Origin of the sequence: Mycolicibacterium diernhoferi, assembly GCF_019456655.1 — a bacterium.
Lineage (GTDB): Bacteria > Actinomycetota > Actinomycetes > Mycobacteriales > Mycobacteriaceae > Mycobacterium > Mycobacterium diernhoferi.
This window is the reverse complement of the sequence record NZ_CP080332.1, coordinates 3,894,184-3,911,686: the sequence shown is the minus strand read 5'-3', so window position 1 is coordinate 3,911,686 and position 17,503 is coordinate 3,894,184. Positions and strand designations below refer to the sequence as shown.

The following is a 17,503-nucleotide window of genomic DNA, read 5'->3' as shown; positions in this document are numbered from 1 at the left end:
CCGGGAACCGGTCTGCCGGTGCAGTCTCCGGCGGAGTGGGTGGTATTGGCCGCGGTACGGCGTGAGATCGGCGACATGGATGGAGATTCGAGCACGCCCACTGTCGAAGACGCGCGGGGCCTAGCCTTGACTGCGACTGCTTCCGCTGAATCGGCAGAAGGCCCGGCGAGGACCGCCGCACCCGCCAGTGCCATCGGGGCTCCCGTCCGTGTGGGGAATGGTCCGTGGGGCATAACCGTAGCTCCGAACGGAACCCGCGTCTACGTCGCCAATTCCAACGATGGCACGGTATCGGTGATCAACACCGCAACTAACAGCATCGTCGGTGCGCCAATCAGAGTGGGACTGACCCCTATCGGTGTAGCGGTGAGTCCGGATGGTTCACGTGTCTACGTCACTAACCACGATGGCGACACCCTGTCCGTAATCGATACCGCCACCAACCAGGTTGTCGGTGCCCCGATCTCGGTGGGACGGGGACCTGTCGGCGTAGCGGTGAGTCCGGATGGTTCACGTGTCTACGTCGCCAACTACTACGGCGGGACGGTGTCTGTGATTGATACCGCCACCAACAAGACACTCGGTGCCGCGATCCCACTCGGAGAGCACCCGCTTGGGATAGCAATGAGCCCGAACGGCACCCGCATCTACGTCACCAATTCCTACACCGACACTGTCACGGTGATCGATACCGTAACTAACTCCGCCGTCGGCGACCCAGTCCTAGTAGGCCGCTATCCGTCGAGCGTGACGGTGAGCCCAAATGGCTCGCGCGTCTACGTCACCAACCAATGGGACGGCACGGTATCTGTCATCGATACAGCAACCAACCGGACTGTAGGTACTCCTATCCCGGTAGGTATTTCACCCTTCGGTGTGACGGCGAGTTTGGACGGCACCCGCCTCTACGTCACCAATATCGGTGATGGCGACGGCAGCGGTAATGGCACCCTGTCAGTGATCGATACGGCCACCAACGCCGCGGTCGGTGCCCCCGTTGCATTGGGTACTGATCTGTACGCGGTGGCGTTGAGCCCGAACGGTACTCGGGCTTATGTCACGAATTACACCACCGGAACGGTATCGGTCATCGACACCGGTATCACCGCGTATGCGTTGGTGGGTAAGCCGAACGTGAAGACGGGCGTTGTGTTGGGGACGGTCACTATCACTAACCCTGGCAATCAGAAGCTCGTCTATACCGCCAGTGTCCCCGCAAAGGGCAAGGTAAGCGTCAACAGCAGTGGTGCTTTTACTTATACGCCGAGTGCTGCTGCACGCCATGCCGCATCGGTGTCAGGCGCAGGTGCGGCGGTGCTGACTGACACGTTCACAGTGATGGTCAACGGCGGCCCGACCGGAACCGTCAGCGTCCCGGTGACGGTAGTCATCGGCCCAAAGAACACAGCTCCGACCCTCAAGGTCTCCGTCAGTAAGGCGAATGCGGCGACTGGTGTAGTGACTGGCAAGGCGGCCGCGACCGATGCTGACAAAGACACGCCGACCTACACCGCGCCGCCATTTAGCGCGAAAGGCGGCGTGGTAGAGGTTAATGCAGTTACTGGGGCATTTACCTACACCCCCAGTGTGGAGGCGCGACATGAAGCGTCGGTGGCAAGTGCGCCCAGTAGCGCGAAGACCGACACCTTTACTTTGAATGTCTCGGATGGATTCGGTGGTGTCGTAAACAAGGTGGTGACGGTCGCAATTGCGCCGAAGAATGCCGCACCGACCGTAGCGACGAACCCGATGGTCGGATCCCCGGACTCCACGACGGGGGTGTTGACGGGCACTCTGGCTGTTGTCGATGACGATGGCGATCCCGTGACGTATTACGCCCTCCCAAAGAAGGGAGCGATCACCTTCGGCACTGGTGGCTCTTTCATCTACACCCCGACCGAGGCAGCCCGGCACGCCGCAGCAGCGGTAGGGGCAAAGACATCGGTGAAAGTTGACACCTTCAGCGTCACCGTAAATGACGGTCACGGCGGAACTGTAGTGAAGACGCTCACTGTGCCGATTACCCCGTCCAACACCGGCCCCGCGATCACCTCCTCGACTGTCACCACACCGAACTCCAAAACCGGTGTGGCGACCGGCAAGATCGCCGCGACCGACGCAGATCAGGACAAGCTGGTGTTCAGTGGGACCTCCACGGCCAAGGGCAAGGTGGTGGTCAACGCCAAGACCGGAACATTCACTTACACTCCGACCGCTGCGGCCCGGCATGCAGCGTCGGCGGCCACCGCGAGTCCGCAAGATTTGAAGGATTCGATTACCCTCTCGGTGTCTGACGGGCATGGCGGCATCGCCACTAAAACGGTTGAGGTGGCGATTCTTGCGGCCAACAAGGCACCAAAGGTTACGGCGACGGTCGGTAAGCCCAACACGACCACCGGCGTGGTCACCGGGACCATTAAGGCCACCGACGCCGACAAGGACATGCTGACCTATGTAGCACCGGCTGCCACGGCAAAGGGCACGGTGATCGCCAATCCAACCACGGGAGCGTTCACCTACACCCCGAGCACAGCGGCCCGGCACGCCGCCTCGATGACGGGAGCGCCGAAAGCGGTCAAACAGGACAGTTTCACCGTCACTGTGACGGACGGGCACGGCGGCTCTATGACCAAGCTGGTGACTGTTGCTATCGCTCCCGCAAACACGGCACCTGCACTGGCTGGCACGCCTACCGTGAATAGCCCGAACCCCAACACCGGGATCGTCACCGGCACACTGGGTGCCACCGATGCCGACGGCGATGCGCTGGCGTTCAAAGCAAGCCCGAAGAAGGGCACGATCACCTTCGATGCTGGTGGGTCGTTCACCTACACCCCGACCACAGCGGCACGCACCGCAGCAGTGAAACCCAACGCCTCAATCTCGGCCAAGCAGGAAACATTCACGGTCACGGTGACAGACGGATTCGGTGGAACCACAACCAAATCGGTGACAGTAGCCATCGCTCCTGCAGGGCACGTCAACAGCGCCCCGACCATGGTCACAGTGGCCATCGACGACGAAGATCCCGTCACGGGCAGGGTTGCAGGAAAGGTCACGGTTACGGACCCTGACGGGGATCTGGTGACCTTCGAGGGCCCGGTCCACAGTGCTGGCGGTGGGACAGTCTCAATTCGACCCGACGGGTTCTTCACCTATATCCCGGCCGCGAGCCAGCGCCACGCCGCCGCAGCCGACAATGCCCCCATCACGGCGACGACCGATTTATTCATTGTCACCGTGACCGACGGACACGGCGGCACACACAGCACCACGGTCACCGTTGCTGTCGCTCCGGCCAACAACGCACCTACTACGGCGGTGGGGAGCCCTGCCTACGTCGTCAATGCCATCGACATAGCGACAGGAGCAGTGACCGGCCACCTCAACATCACTGACCCCGATGGTGATGCGTTGATTTTCAGCGTTCCCGCCACAACCAACTATGGCGGCACAGTCGATGTGGATGCTGCCACCGGGGCGTTTTTATACACCCCGAGGGCAGTTCAACGGATTACCGCCAATGCCGACAGCACCGACACATTCGTTGTGACTGCCGACGACGGTCACGGGGGGCTCATCTCCGAGACCATCACTGTTCCGGTCGCGAGCCCGGAATCGAACACTGTCGTCGCCACCATTCCTGTCGGCCCCTACCCAACCGATGCCGCTACCAGTCCCGACGGCAGCTACGTCTACGTCGTCGGCGGAACCGATAGCGGCACGGTGTCCGTGATTGACACCGCTACGCAGACCGTGACCGCTAGCATCCCGGTCGACGCTGGTGCGGCCGGGATCGTCATCGCGCCAGATGGCAGCCGCGTCTACGTGATGAACACCGTCCAGGGGGCTGCTTCAGTATCAGTGGTCGATACCGCTACGAACGCTGTGATTGCGGTCATACCAGTCACCAATGGTTCTGCTTCGGATTGGCCGACGGGCCTGGCAATCAGTCCGGACGGCAGCCGGATATACGTCACAATCGACACCGGAGGCTTCGTTGGCGGCAAGGTGTCGGTCATCAATACCGCTACGAACAAGGTCATTGCGACCATTCAACAGACGGGGCACCCGGAGGGAAACCAACCGACTGGGGTCGCGGTCAGTGCTGACGGCAGCTTGGTTTACGTTACTAATGCAAATAATTGGGGTTCAACCTCGGGCACGGTGACAGTGATCGACACTGCCACGAATTCCGTATCGACGACCATCCCGCTCGGCACATATGGTCCGGGAGCGTTGGCGGTAGCACCCAACGGCGGCAGCCTTTATGTCGTAAACGAATCCGGAGGCTCGGTGTCAGTTATCGATGCTGCCACGAATGCCGTCACTGCCACTATCCCAGTCGCCGAAGGCTATGTCGCACTGTATGGACTGACAATCAGTCCCGACGGTAGCCGCCTGTATGTGACCAACTACGTCAACCCCGAAATCGGCGGCAGCACCGTGTCGGTGATCGACATTTCCACGAACACCGTGATCGCTACTGTTCGAGTCGGCAATAATCCGTTCGGGCTCGCAGTCAGTCCCGATGGCCGACTGCTTTACGTCGCTAATGTTTTCAGCAACACAGTGTCGGTGGTGTTCGTTGGATAGGCCAGCACCAATCGGGTGCCCATAGCTGATCTGGGATTGGTATCGCGCACCTAGCAGGCCGATGCCGATGGCCGCCAGTTCGTGACCTCCTACGATCGCGAAAGTGGCACTGGGCCAGACGTGTTGGTCACTGTCGCTCGGACAGCGCTCGATAAACCGTCGCTCTCTGCTGACTCCGAGAACGGAAGCGATGACCGGCACCGATTCCCCAGACTTGCGAATCCGCTCTGCGAGGGCGACCTGATCAGCGTCGAGCGATTTGGGTCGACCAACCGGCAGCCCGCGCAGTTGGCGAGCGGACTTAGCAGCGTTTCGACGCTCGCGCTGCAGCTCAAGCTCGATTGAAATCTCTCTGGCGTACGTCGGCAGCCTGGTTCACTTAGCGGCGAAGCGCTTATGTCCCGATGCGCGGTATTCATGGGCTGTCCGAAACTGGCTCTGGCAGTTCCTCCCTGGTGCATGCATGCACGGTCGCTGCGCTACTGGTCCCTGGCTTCGATGCTGGGATGAGCGGGTGCAGGATCTTCGTCAGCGTCGACCAGGTCACCGTGAACTAGCGTCTTGGCCGCAACTTATGACTTCCAGCGGAAGTAGGGGTTGCTCCGCCCGGGCTGCCAGGCATTGCTCTCACCGCCCAGGTAAGGCTGGTAGTCCTCCTCAAACACGCGCTTGTTCACTGATCTCGGCTCCGGCTCCGGCTCCGGCTCCTCGCGGAGAATCGGCGTCCCTTGCATCCTTGAAACAACAGTTTGTGGGGCTATCCTCGGCGACGCGTATGCGCGGAAACGAGCGAACTCACTGGTTTCCACATAGCCAAGTTCTTTTAGGTGGTTGGCTATGTCTCTCCGATCCCTAGGAGGGATTCGTTGCCAGGTTCTCCTCGCGGCCTTTCTTAGAGCCTTGCGGTTGGCTCGCTCTGACACAGGAATAGCAGTGGCTAGCGCGATCAGGGCGCGCTGCAACAGAATCGCTGGACTCGGACCTCTGTACCGCTTCGATGAGCTCATGACGTGTCACCTCGCCTGTTGACCAGAAATCGTAGGAGATCACCGTCCACGCGGCTCGCCGTTCAGTTACGAAGGGCAGCGGCCCAGCGACGTCATATCCACGAAACCGTCGCCCGCCGTCTGCACGACACAGCCGACGTCATGAGCGTCTAGGAGCTCGACGAGATCAGCTGCTGGCGGTTCGGGCAGCAAGACAGCGAGCTTCGCGTCGGCGACGTACCGTCCATAGTCAAGAACCTGCCCCAGGGCGAGGCGGAGGCTCATGCGGTCTGCCGAGCCTTTAGCTTCATACAGAACATTCGCCGTGACATCAGCCAGGTCGCTGTAGATCGCGGGCAACCCAGGCGGAACGATCCGATACCGCTTGACCACACGTTGATGGGTCTCCAAGTAATACCGAAACCGCTCCGTCAACTGCGCTTCCTTCTGAACTACCGGACCGCTGATCACCTTTTCAACCTCAGACCGTTCGGCAACCACTGCCGCTACAGGAACCGCATCAACTGAGACCGACGAGACCGTGGCTGCCTGACTCGCGCCGTCGATCGTGCTGAAGTGAGGATTGTCGCCGACCGCAACAAGGCCGACAGGAACCAGCCGGAACACGAGGACGGTGCGCGGCGAACCGTCCGTGCCTGGTGCCACGCGGGTCAGGTACGGCTGGTCAGGATCGACGGCGAACTGCCCCACGTACTGATGGACTCGCGTGCCAGTACCCGGCTTGTAGCTGACCGCCACAAAGAGGCGCAGCGCAGTGCCCTCGGCGCGATGCTCGGCGATGGCCTTATTGCCGCGCAGCAGTACCTGGTTACCGGTCTTACCCTCACCGGTGTAGTAGTAGATCCGCTTGGACTGGTCCCACCCGTCAAAGTCGTAGCCGTTGGCTCCGGCTTTCTCGTGGTCGGAGTAGACCAGGACGTTGGGGGAGCTGCTCGACCGCGAGATACCGGCCTGGGAGTTGCCGCCGTAGGTACCATGAATCTGGTCCCGAATCAGCGTGTCGCCGGGTCGCACTGTCCAGGTCGGGGTGGTCATGTCGAGATCGTAAGAGGCCACACCGACACGCCAGCATCGATTCCCTTATATAGCTGAAGCAGAGCGGACAGATGATTGCACCAGGCGGCGCAGTACTGAGAGCGATGTCGAGCGAACAGTCTGAGTCTGTAGATAGCATCCGTGCATGCCTTTGGCGATCGAAGACAGTTTCGCGGGATACCGCGTACTGCGACTTCTTGGCTCCGGCGGCATGGGCCAGGTGTACTTGGTCCAACACCCCCGACTTCCACGTCAGGAAGCCCTGAAGGTACTCCGACCCGAACTGTCGCAGGACGGCTCATTTCGTGAACGCTTTATACGGGAAGCTGACCTGGCATCAGGCCTACGGCATCCCCACATTGTCGGCATCCACGACCGGGGTGAATATGAGGGCCAGTTGTGGATCGCGATGGACTACATCGACGGCACCGACCTCGCTGAACTACTAGGGCAGCGTTACCCGCAGGGAATGCCTGTCGGTCACGTCCTTCCGATAGTCACCGCAGTGGCCGGAGCCCTGGACTACGCCCACAAGAAGGGGTTACTGCACCGAGACGTCAAGCCCGCCAACATCATCGTGGCTGACCTCGACGCGGACGACCCCAAAGTGTTCCTGGCAGACTTCGGCATAGCCCGGCCCCTCGACGACACCAGCGGGATCACCACCACCAACATGGCTGTCGGCACCGTGGCGTATGCCGCCCCCGAACAACTCATGGGCGAGCCCATGGATGGACGTGCCGATCAATATGCCCTGGCTGCCACGACCTACCACCTGTTGACCGGATCGCAGCTTTTCCCGAACTCCAATCCGGCGGTCGTCATCAGTAGGCACCTCAACGCACCAGTGCCTGTCCTTGCTGAGGTACGACCCGAACTCGCCTCACTCGACCCGATTCTGGCTGCCGCGCTGGCCAAGGATCCTGATGACCGATACGCCAGCAGCACGGACTTCGCCCGGGCCCTCGCCGGGCACACCTCGGGAGTCGTCGCTGCGCCTACCGTCTACGCCAAAGCGCCTCGAAGGCCCGATCCAGCAACAGATGCCGAAGGCTCTGGTGATCAGAACGACACTGCAAGCTCCGTATCCAGGCGGCCTATTGGCATTTTGGTTGCGGCAGTCCTTCTGATAATGCTCGTGGTTGCCGGAATCCTCTGGCGGCCTTGGCAGCACCCGCAGCCGGATGCCTCCGCTGTCTCATCGAGCATTGTCCCGACGTCGCTCACCTTGCCCACGACGACGTCTGCACCAGTCTCTACCTCGGCGTCTGCCGCACCGGACCCTCCACCAACGAGTACGGTAGCGGCTCCCACGGTCATTCGGACGCCGACGGTCTACGCGCCCAACGACGAACGTCCGAACATCGAAGGAGCCGACTGGGCTAGCTACGACAGGGCGTTGGGGCAGGGGATGTCAGCGGCGGGTGTGGAGAAGATGAGGGGAATCGTCTGGACTGACTCCGCTGCCTGGGTGTGCGACTGGGACAAGCAGGGTGCCAACCAAGCAGCGGTAGAGGACCGGTTGGTAGACAAGTACGACGATCTCAGCTATCAGGACGCCAGCGTGATCTATCGCTCTGCGATGGACTGGGTCTGCCCTACGGCCGCCCACCCGCCAGCGCCCTCGATCATGCCATCGGCCGCCTCCAACCCGAACGGCCCTGGGTGTTCGGCGGAGCGACCTGAGAAGTGCGGCCCATGGACGCCCGAGCAGGCCGCGTTCGCGTGCCGAGCCGTAGCAGGTGGAGCCGACTACACCGAAGACCTGAAGCACATGCTGATAAATCGGTATGGCTTGGACGACAACAGCGCCTTCTTCCTAGGCAAGGAGGCGTGGTACAGCGTGAGCAGTGGGGGGTACATCAATACGGGCAGCATGGCCGACGGCCCACATCCGTTGTGCAACGACATCATTCCCTGAGAGGGCGCATCAGAAGCTGCCTTCGAACACGACGGTCATGCCACCGCTGATAGCCCAGCGTCGTCGTAGACCGCGCATACATACTGTCAACGTTCTCCGTGCGGTCCGACGAACTTGCCGACAATGTGCCAAAGAACCCCCGGCCTTCGACTCGTCAGCCGGATGGCAGCTTTTGTCCTCTAGCCGGGTAGGTTCCTACCCCGTGAAGACCATCCGTATCGTCCCGGTCATTGCAGTTCTCCTGACAAACGCCTGTTCCGCTCAGAACCTCGAGTCCTCGCCGAGCACAGTGACCGTAACCGACACGGCAACCGTCACAGCGGCTTCTGAGGTCATGCCGCCTACGGCACCGCCTGAGCCAACGGCATCGGTTCCGACGGGCTACGGTCCAGGTACCTACTCTGTTGGATCAGAGCCACGTGGCGGTCTGGCTCTCGCGATCCCACCTGGCCAGTACCGTGCTGAGGCGCTGCCTGATGGCCTCGGACCCGCCTGGGCGCGCTGCAGTGATGAGATATGCGTGGATGGCACCGGCAATCAGGCCCACATCATCGAGCAGGCTTATGTCATGGGCACGGCCATAGTTCAGATTCAACCCGGCGACGTTGCCTTCTGGGTGCGCGGTGCAACGCTGACCCCGGTGCCATGACCTGCCAATAGATCAGCCGACAATGACGGCGATGCGCTCCTCTGCCAGGCCGACCTTCTTGTGCGCCGTTCGGATGATCTTTTCGAGCGCTGCCTCCGTGATCCGCCCCTGGCGTCCGTTGGTTGCTATAACTCTGACAGCGAGTTCGCAGCGGGCTCGTCAACACAGCTTGGGAGGCAGTGTGGCGGGTCGCCATCGGTCGGGTCAGCGCACCAAAGGCTCGAGTAAGACAACCAGAGGTGACCACCGTTCGAAGCCCCAGCGAGAGCCATATCGGTGGCTTGGCGCTGGCGCTGTCACTGTCGGCCTCGGTGTTGCCATGGCAAGCAGCACGGGTATTGCTCACGCCGAAGAACTCGGATCGGGTGCGTCATCGAGTAGCGGCACTGAAAGCCCCTCAGAATCTCGCAGCGGCGAGCCTTCGAGCTCATCGTCTCGTGACTACGCCTCAGCATCGGCGGGGGGAGCGAGCAACGATCCTGATGGCGAACCCAATCATGATCCGGAACTGTCGGGAGAATCCGAAGACGCCGATAGGCAGGATTCGGGCCCCAAACACGGACAGGACGAAGACTCGCAGCTGACGACGAGCCCCGGAGACGGGAGCGCAACTGGCGGCACCGGTTCCGCGACGGATCTCACCGGAGATGACATCGCCGACAGGAGTGCCACAGAGGCTGGCCCTGAACACGATTCGGTCGCCGCAGTACTGGAATCAAAATCGTTGTTTAGAACCCGATCAAGCGCGCGGGCGACCAACCCGAGCCAACACACGAAGTTGCAGACAATCGCGCCAGATCCTCAACCTGCCGTTGCTCCCGCAGAACGTGCGATCCAGGCGGTGGCCACGGTGATCGATGAGCCTCAACAACCGGTGCCGTTCAGCGCAGTCAACGACCAGCATGTCGACGCACGTGCCGATGTGTCGGCGTCAGCCGTATCTGGAGCTGAGTTCATGACGACCGCCGTTGCGTTAGGGCGGACGAATCAGGGTCCGTCGGCTCCCGCCTTGCCGTCAAACCCGTTGGCGGAAGCCCTTTACGCATTGTTTCGCCGCATCCAGACTACGTTCTTTAACTCCAGCCCGATCGCGTCGCCTTCGCAGGACCCAGGTCAGTCTGCGGTAGGAGTCGTGACCGGTGATGTTGGCGAGAATGATCCCGATGGCGACCCGTTGGTCGTCGCTCTGAAAACGGGCCCGACCAAGGGCAGCGTAATCGTCAACTCCGATGGCACCTACACCTACACGCCATCTCAAGCGCTCGCAGGAACCGGCGGCACCGATACCTTCACGGTCACGATCGCCGAAACCAATGCCGCCGAGCACATCCACGGGTTCAATGGCTTCATCAACCGCCTGCTCGGTAAGAACGACGGAAGCACCATTACGAAAGACGTCACCGTCACCATTTCCCCTGTTGTACCGACAGATAACGGTGCTCCGGTGGTTGGTGATCCCGCGTACTCGATTGATCGGTTGGATCCTTCAACCGGTCAGGTCACCGGATCGCTACACGTCACAGACCCCGACGGAGACCGGCTCACATATACTCTGAACAGCCCGCCTTCCGTAAAGGAAGGCCGTGTCATCATCGACATAAACACCGGTGATTGGACCTTCACGCCATCAACCACTGCCCTTATGAGTGCATGGGACAAGAACGCGCCGAAGGTCGTTCCCTTCGGCATCACCGCGAGTGACGGCGAGAAGTCAGTCATCGTAACAATCGTCGCGACAGTGGTGCCCTCCCGTGACGCACTGATCAACAGTATTGAGTACACGGGCAGTCGTCCATCTGGGGTAGCAGTTGCACCTGACGGGCGGATTTATGTCATCAACGAAGGTGCCCACACCCTGTCGTTCTTTGACCCGACTAGCGGAGAACCGACAACTGTCCGCGTCGGACATTCACCTGGAGCGATCGCAATCGACGGCCGAGGGCACGTCTGGGTTACGAACACCGGCGACGGCACTGTTTCTGTCTTCACCGCCGCCGGGGCTCCTATCCGCACTCTGTCTGTCGGTACGACGCCCGTCGGTATCGGCATCAGCGACACAACCGTCTTCGTGGCGAACTTCGCCGACGACACTGTCTCGATTGTGGACCCCGACGACTACAGCATCCGGACCATCAGCTCCGCCGGAGCCAACCCGATCGGGATCGCTATTGGCGCGGACGGTACCGCGTACGTGAGCAATTTCGGCTCATCAACGATTGCCGTCATCGATCCGCAGACGCACGAAGTGACCCAGACGATCGGCACTGGCGTCACCCATCCGTACGGCATCGCAGTAGACGGCAATGGCATTCTGTTTGTCACTCACCCACTTAGTGAAACCGTATCGGTCCTAACGCCCGAACGAATCGGTGACGCACGAGCTCAGGTCGGAAAATTCGTCGGACAGACGGCAGTGGCGGTATCACAAAGTGGTAGGGCGTACACGCTCCGGCGTACCACCGTGCTCGGCTCACCGACCGCCGTCAGCATCGGCGCAGGCGGCAAGGTCTACATCACCAATGCTGACGGTGCGACAATTACTGTCCTAGAACCACTGTCGTTGGCCGCAAGCGTCATCAGAACGGGCCCAAATCCCACAAGCGTGTATCACGATGGCGGAAGTAAGCTGTATGTGACGAGCGGAACGGACAACACCGTCCAGGTGATCGACACCAATACCCATGTTGTACAGACAGTTAAGGTCGGTGTCGCCACATCGAGTGTGATTGTGGAAGATGGAAACCTCGTCATCACCGACACCGACGGGGCGACGGCGACAGTTTCGGTAGTAGCCGGATCCGCAAAAGAGCCACTGACCGCGACAGTGATTCAGAGCGACTCCACTCGGGCGGGCGAAACTCTCCCACAGATGGTGGTGAGTCCCAATGGGGACCGAATGTATGTGACGAGCACAGTTGCCGTCCCGGGCGGCATGTCAAACGGGCTGACCTATGTGAAGGTGATCGACACCAGGACTAATACTGTGATCGCCGAGATACCTATCGGTGACCGCGTCAGCTATTATGAAGGGTCGATGGCAATTAGCCCTGACGGTCACTATGTCTATGTCACCCATCAGACCGCCGGACACGTACCAGACAACCTGGACGCGTTCAGCGGCATCCAAGAAGTGTTGTCGACAGGGAGAGTTGAGGTCATCGACACTCACAGCAAGTCTGTGGTGGACTCGATTGTCCTCGGTATCAATGTCGAGCCAATCCAGATCGCAGTCAGCGCTGATGGCAAACGACTCTTTATCGCCGGATCGCACCCGCATGCCGTCAGGCTCGACACTAGGGAACTCGTAGATCCGCTGACATTGGCACCAATAACTGGGCCTGGCATTCCTGGATGGCCCGAAGCGGTTGTGTGGGTCGTGGACATCGACTCTCGCGCAGTGGTGAAGAGTTCTATCGTGCGGATCGATTCTGAAATCAACAACCTGGCTGTAAGCCCGGACGGCACAACTCTTTACATCATCGCAGGAGGCCCAGGAGAGACCTCGGGACAACAAAAGTACTACTTCGCAGCCGTCGATGTCGACACATCTGAGACGTTGGCATTCGAACATCTACAGTGGACTGATCGTGGAGCATCCCTTGCCGTCACCAGAGACGGCTTACGGGTCTACCTGCCGGACGGCCATGTGTTCAATCCCTCCGACAAGTCACTCTCCCGGTTCAGCCAAATCGGAGGAGATCTCGTACTCAGTCCCGATGACACCCGGCTGTACCAGGTTGCCTGGACACCGGCATCTGTCACTCTCACGGCATTCGACACCGAGACAGGCGGCGTGATCGACAGCGTCTCTCTCGGCATCCAGGAGGCCACCGATATCGCGGTTAGTGAGAAGGGAAGCCTGTTCGTCCTCGGCGGCATCAGGAGGGGTGATCCTGCCGTCAACATGGGGCCCGCACCCACTTCGGTTGAAGACCTCTGGACCAATCTGAAGGACTACACCAACGACAGTAACGGCGGTACTTTCATCCAGACAGTCCGAGACGCCAACAATAAAGTCAGATTGATCGTCTATGTAGGTGGTACCACCGACGACTTCTGGGCCGGAAACCAAGCGATCACCGAGAACATCCCCGCAGAACTTCACGTGGCAAAAGGTGACCAGGTCGCGGCAATAAACGACGCCCTAGAATACTGCCGGGCGAATACATCTGGATGTAACTCGATCGATGAGATCATGATCGTCGGCTACAGCCAGGGGGGTATCGACGCTCAAAACCTCGCCAGCCGAGGTGGATTCGCGGCACCGATCACCACGATTATCACTTTCGGAAGCCCGATAGTCAGCAACCCTGCAGTGACAACACTGCATATACAGGACGACTGGGACGAAGTGGTCAACGCCGAAGCCCTCGTCAGATTTGGTTTGGCGCTTGCACCGACCCCGCCATGGCTGAAGCTTATGCTGGTAGGCCCCAGGATCGCAGCACTCTCGAAAATCTACCGTGGGGACTCACCGACCTCCTTGAACATCACCAACGCCTTCTCGGTGCACGGAGACCCAGAAACCTATCGATGGCTCGGAGAGCAGTTTGGTGCGACACATACAGGCGCTTTCAGTGCCCAAAAGTCGGCGATGAGTCGCTTCCTCGGAGGCGCCGTTATAGACCCGCTGAGGGAGCGCGGCCCCGGGGCATCCAATCTTTGATCGCTTGCGCTATCAATCAATGCAACGCGTGACTGCGTCGATCGGGCTCGGACCACCGAATCGACGCTGGATTAACGAACTCGCGATGCCCGGATCCCCTACCACGCAGACGAGTCTCGGCAGTATACGATGACTGTCGCACAGGTCGATCGGCGGTCTCCTGCAGCGTCGGCGATGCGCTGTCCGGACGAAACAATCAGTGCCCAGTGGCATTCTGACTTGGCGGTGTACTGCTCATCTTCGAGCGGGTCCTCGAGCGACTCGCCAGCCGCCGACCAAGAATTGATGATGTCTCGAAATAGACCACATATTAGACTCTGCAACGGGATTCGTCCTCCTTGCGGTTTCTCGGGGCTGCGGTGTCTCGAAAACCAGTCTCAGAAATAAAATTTTTGAAACTCGAGTTGGCGCTAGTTATGAGTCAGCGCGACACCCCCACAGCCGTTTCCGCGGGCACGCGTATTGGTTACACCCGCGTCTCGACCGTCGGCCAGACGCTCGACCAACAAACGAGGCACTCTCCGCCGCCAGCGCAGTCAAGGTGTTCTCCGACGTCATGTCCGGCGCCGGCGACGACCGGCCGGGGCTCGCCGAGCTGATCGAATACGTGCGCGACGGCGACACCGTCGTGGTGTGGAAGCTGGACCGGTTGGGTCGCAACATGCTCCACATCCTGCAGACGGTTAGGCAGCTGACCGATCGAGGCGTGACGCTCGTGTCGGTCACGAACGGCATCGACTCCTCGACCCCGGCGGGCCGGATGATGATCGGCGTCCTCGGCTCGTTGGCCGAGTAGAACGGGAGCTGATCAAGGAGCGGACGGCTTTGAAGCCAGAGGTATCTCGGGCGCGCGGCACCAAGTTCGGGCGCCCCAGGCGGTTAGCGACGTCGACCACATCTCTACGGCCCGAAGGTTGGAGACCGACGGGCACACCGCAAGGGACATAGCCAAGTACCTGGGGGTCAGCCGAGCGACGCTGTACCGGGGTACCTTTGCGCCATGGACGACGGTGGCCCCAGGTACATACAGCGTTGATCAGAGCATCGGAAGATAGGCCAACGAATCCCCGTCCAGTTCGCCAGGTAATCCGAACTGTGGCAGCCCGACACTTCTGAAAATTAGACCAAAGTCGAGGCGACTGTGCAGATCCCTAGTAGCCGACGGCGGCTACTCCATATGCGGCCTGCGCGGGGGTGTATCCATCGCCTTGTATGAGCTGGTTAATAAGACCGCTGCGGGAGAAGGATGTGTAGTCGAGGTAGTTCTGTGCGGCCTTCGCTGCCTGCACGTTCCAGTCGACGGTGATGCTGTTGACGGCGAGTGTTGCATCTTCCCTGGAGTATCCATCGCCCTGCACGAGCTGATTGATGAGCCCGCTGTAAGAGAAAGAGGTGTAGTCGAGATAGTTCTCGGCGGCGCTTATGGCGTTTTGCTGACTCAACGGACTAAGGGGTAGCCCGCCCATCGTGTTGAGTGGGTGCGCGGGTCCGACGGTCTCGGCTGCTGACTGGTGCGCAGTGACACCGCCGACTGCGAATACCACTGCCATAGTTACAGCGGCGAAAGGCACCCTATTAACCATGGCAATGAATGTAGTTCTCCCCGCAGAACCTGGGGGTAGTTCCAGAAGGTTCCGGGTCGGTGTCGGTCGACCGGATTACGACGCTATCGTCGCGGTGGTCGGCACACGCCTACCAGCTCTGCCTTGACCACGAGCGCACTCTGAACGGCGACAGCGATCCACGGAATATCCCGCCAAAGCGGCTTACTTGGGCAATCAGATTCTCTGTGTTGAGCCCACAGTGATTGCTCGTAAGGCGCTCATCCGCGAGATCATGAATTTCGGCGGTAGGCCCCAATGAGTCTTCATCGATATCCCCGGTGTCGACGTCTCGGTAGTTACTCTGCCCGAATGGACGAAAATCACCTGGTCGGAGGCAAGCTACACGAGAAAGGAGAGGCCGAATGAGCCGACTCGGACTGGGTATCGACGGTGCGAAGTCGCGCTACAGCCAGGCGTACCTCTCGGCGGTCTGTTCCCAATCAGGGCACACTCTGCAGGAGGGACGGCAAGATGAGGATTGCTGGGCAGTCGACACCACGGTCGACCTCACGGCGGCGCCGGTTCTCGTCCAGCTAAAGTGCACGTCGTCTCCGAAGGCGACTCGCGCAGGTGACTACCGGATCTCGCTCAAGAAAGACTGGGTGGAGAAGTGGTCGGTGAAGCAAGTGCCGGTGTACGTGATGCTGGTTGTCGTACCCCCGTTGCAGCATGAATGGATCGAACAGGCTGACTTGCAGACCGTGCACCGAGCCCATGCTTATTGGGAGCGGTTCGATCCGGGGTCGCACGACAAGTCCATCGTCGTACCGAAGAAACAGCGTTTTCAGGCGTCTACGCTTTCGACCTGGGAGACGCAGTTGAATGATGTCTTCTCGGGAGGTGCCGCGTGAACGAGGTAGGTGCGGTCCGTCTCGACGACACAAACGCATGGCTGACAGCGAATGGGTGGCACCAGAAATCCGAGGGGCGCGGCGGGTGGATGTGGCTTCACAGTGCAATGGACCGCCAAGTGGGCGTTGTTCGCAACCTCAGCGTCGATAAACAAGCGCAGGCAGGGCTCGTCAATCGGCTCGCCGACGCTCACAATCGAAAAGTCGAGGACATTCAGCGGGAGCTGCAGTTCTGGGGCATCGATGTGACCTACGTTCGCGCCGCGAACGATGTCGTCATCGCCGATACGATTCCGCTCAACGCTGGCGCTGCGATGACGGAGTCTGCGCGCTTGATGTTCCGTTCGGCTGCGTCGGCGGCGCTTCGGCTGCGCCCCGTCATCAAGGGCGGGTACTCCAAAGCAGGTGACGCCGTGGCAGATTCGGTCCGGATGGGCCACACCATCAAGGGCTCCTACATCATTCCTGTTGAGGTGCGCGTCGGAGAAGCCCTCCCACCTGAAGATTCTGACGAAGATCCCGACCAAAAACAGTTGCCAGGTCTGGAAACTGCGGCGACCGTCGAATCGTTGGAGCGTCGAATGACTCGCACTTTCGCGCAGGCGATGGCCGCGATGCACGAAGAGATCGTGCAACACGAAAAGTTGCCACAGGGGGATGCTCTGCTGCGATTGGTATCGCAGGGGGTCACTGCAGAGTTCGTCGATGCGGTCGCCCGTGTCTTGGATCACAGCGCGGTCGCGCAACTGGACACGACGTTCCGGTGGGCGCAGGCACAGCCCGCGCCGCGCGACGTCAGAGACACTGTGGCGATTCCGTCGGCGGCGAAGGAGAAGATTCGTCGGACTGGTGTGGAGCTTCGATCAGGCAAGGTTCCGCGCACGGAAGTCTTCACCGGACCTGTCGTCCGCGTAACCCACGAGCCGGAAGAAAGCACTACCAGTTTCGCGATCCGGACCTTCCGAGGAGGTCGGCTTTGCCGGATCGAAGCGGTGACCTCCATGTCGATTGCCGAGGTCACGCAGTGGATGCGCGATGGCACCACTGTCCAATTGCAAGGGTCGGTACAGCGCAGCGGGGGCGGCCTGTACATACCGAGAGCAAAGGTGTCCGCACTCGTTCACCTGCCTGAACAGATGGGACTCGACTAACATCGACTCAGATTCACCCGTGG

General features: G+C 60.4%; 10 protein-coding genes. 8 read left to right on the top strand and 2 right to left on the bottom strand.

Features of this window, described 5'->3' with window-relative positions; translation table 11 throughout:
• The first annotated feature begins 75 nt into the window (after positions 1-75).
• On the top strand, positions 76-4,596 hold the full coding sequence (locus K0O62_RS18545) for a cadherin-like domain-containing protein (RefSeq protein WP_264002165.1): 4,521 nt from the start codon (positions 76-78) through the stop codon (positions 4,594-4,596).
• Between the two features lie 1,073 nt (positions 4,597-5,669).
• On the opposite strand, the gene K0O62_RS18540 is transcribed toward K0O62_RS18545, so the two are convergent.
• Complete coding sequence (locus K0O62_RS18540) at positions 5,670-6,638, bottom strand: SRA domain-containing endonuclease (protein WP_131817367.1); 969 nt, start codon at positions 6,636-6,638, stop codon at positions 5,670-5,672.
• 145 nt (positions 6,639-6,783) lie between these two features.
• On the opposite strand from K0O62_RS18540, the gene K0O62_RS18535 reads away from it, so the two are divergent.
• The 5 genes from K0O62_RS18535 (at position 6,784) to K0O62_RS28885 (ending at position 14,929) form a co-directional block, all read left to right on the top strand.
• The gene (locus K0O62_RS18535) at positions 6,784-8,559 is read left to right on the top strand and encodes a serine/threonine-protein kinase (protein ID WP_073853874.1); all 1,776 of its coding nucleotides are present in this window, start codon (positions 6,784-6,786) and stop codon (positions 8,557-8,559) included.
• A 37-nt stretch (positions 8,560-8,596) separates the two neighbouring features.
• Complete coding sequence (locus tag K0O62_RS29120; RefSeq protein WP_486348137.1) at positions 8,597-9,208, top strand: Rv1352/Rv1906c domain-containing protein; 612 nt, start codon at positions 8,597-8,599, stop codon at positions 9,206-9,208.
• A 319-nt stretch (positions 9,209-9,527) separates the two neighbouring features.
• Positions 9,528-13,874: an Ig-like domain-containing protein gene (locus tag K0O62_RS18530; RefSeq protein WP_165636935.1), complete on the top strand. Its 4,347-nt coding sequence runs from the start codon at positions 9,528-9,530 to the stop codon at positions 13,872-13,874.
• A gap of 556 nt (positions 13,875-14,430) precedes the next feature.
• Positions 14,431-14,670, top strand: a complete 240-nt coding sequence (locus K0O62_RS28720; RefSeq protein WP_234799947.1) for a recombinase family protein — start codon at positions 14,431-14,433, stop codon at positions 14,668-14,670.
• Positions 14,671-14,788: 118 nt separating this feature from the next.
• On the top strand, positions 14,789-14,929 hold the full coding sequence (locus K0O62_RS28885; RefSeq protein WP_234799948.1) for a helix-turn-helix domain-containing protein: 141 nt from the start codon (positions 14,789-14,791) through the stop codon (positions 14,927-14,929).
• Between the two features lie 96 nt (positions 14,930-15,025).
• On the opposite strand, the gene K0O62_RS18520 is transcribed toward K0O62_RS28885, so the two are convergent.
• A complete protein-coding gene (locus tag K0O62_RS18520; protein ID WP_079244599.1) occupies positions 15,026-15,424 on the bottom strand; it encodes an Ltp family lipoprotein in 399 nt (132 codons plus the stop codon).
• A 416-nt stretch (positions 15,425-15,840) separates the two neighbouring features.
• Between K0O62_RS18520 and K0O62_RS18515 the strand changes: the two genes are divergently transcribed.
• Both K0O62_RS18515 and K0O62_RS18510 read left to right on the top strand, forming a co-directional pair.
• Positions 15,841-16,329, top strand: coding sequence for a DUF4365 domain-containing protein (locus K0O62_RS18515; RefSeq protein ID WP_073853880.1), 489 nt, complete (start codon positions 15,841-15,843; stop codon positions 16,327-16,329).
• Complete coding sequence (locus tag K0O62_RS18510) at positions 16,326-17,480, top strand: hypothetical protein (RefSeq protein WP_131817368.1); 1,155 nt, start codon at positions 16,326-16,328, stop codon at positions 17,478-17,480. The genes K0O62_RS18515 and K0O62_RS18510 overlap by 4 nt, the downstream gene beginning before the upstream one ends.
• Positions 17,481-17,503 lie beyond the last annotated feature (23 nt).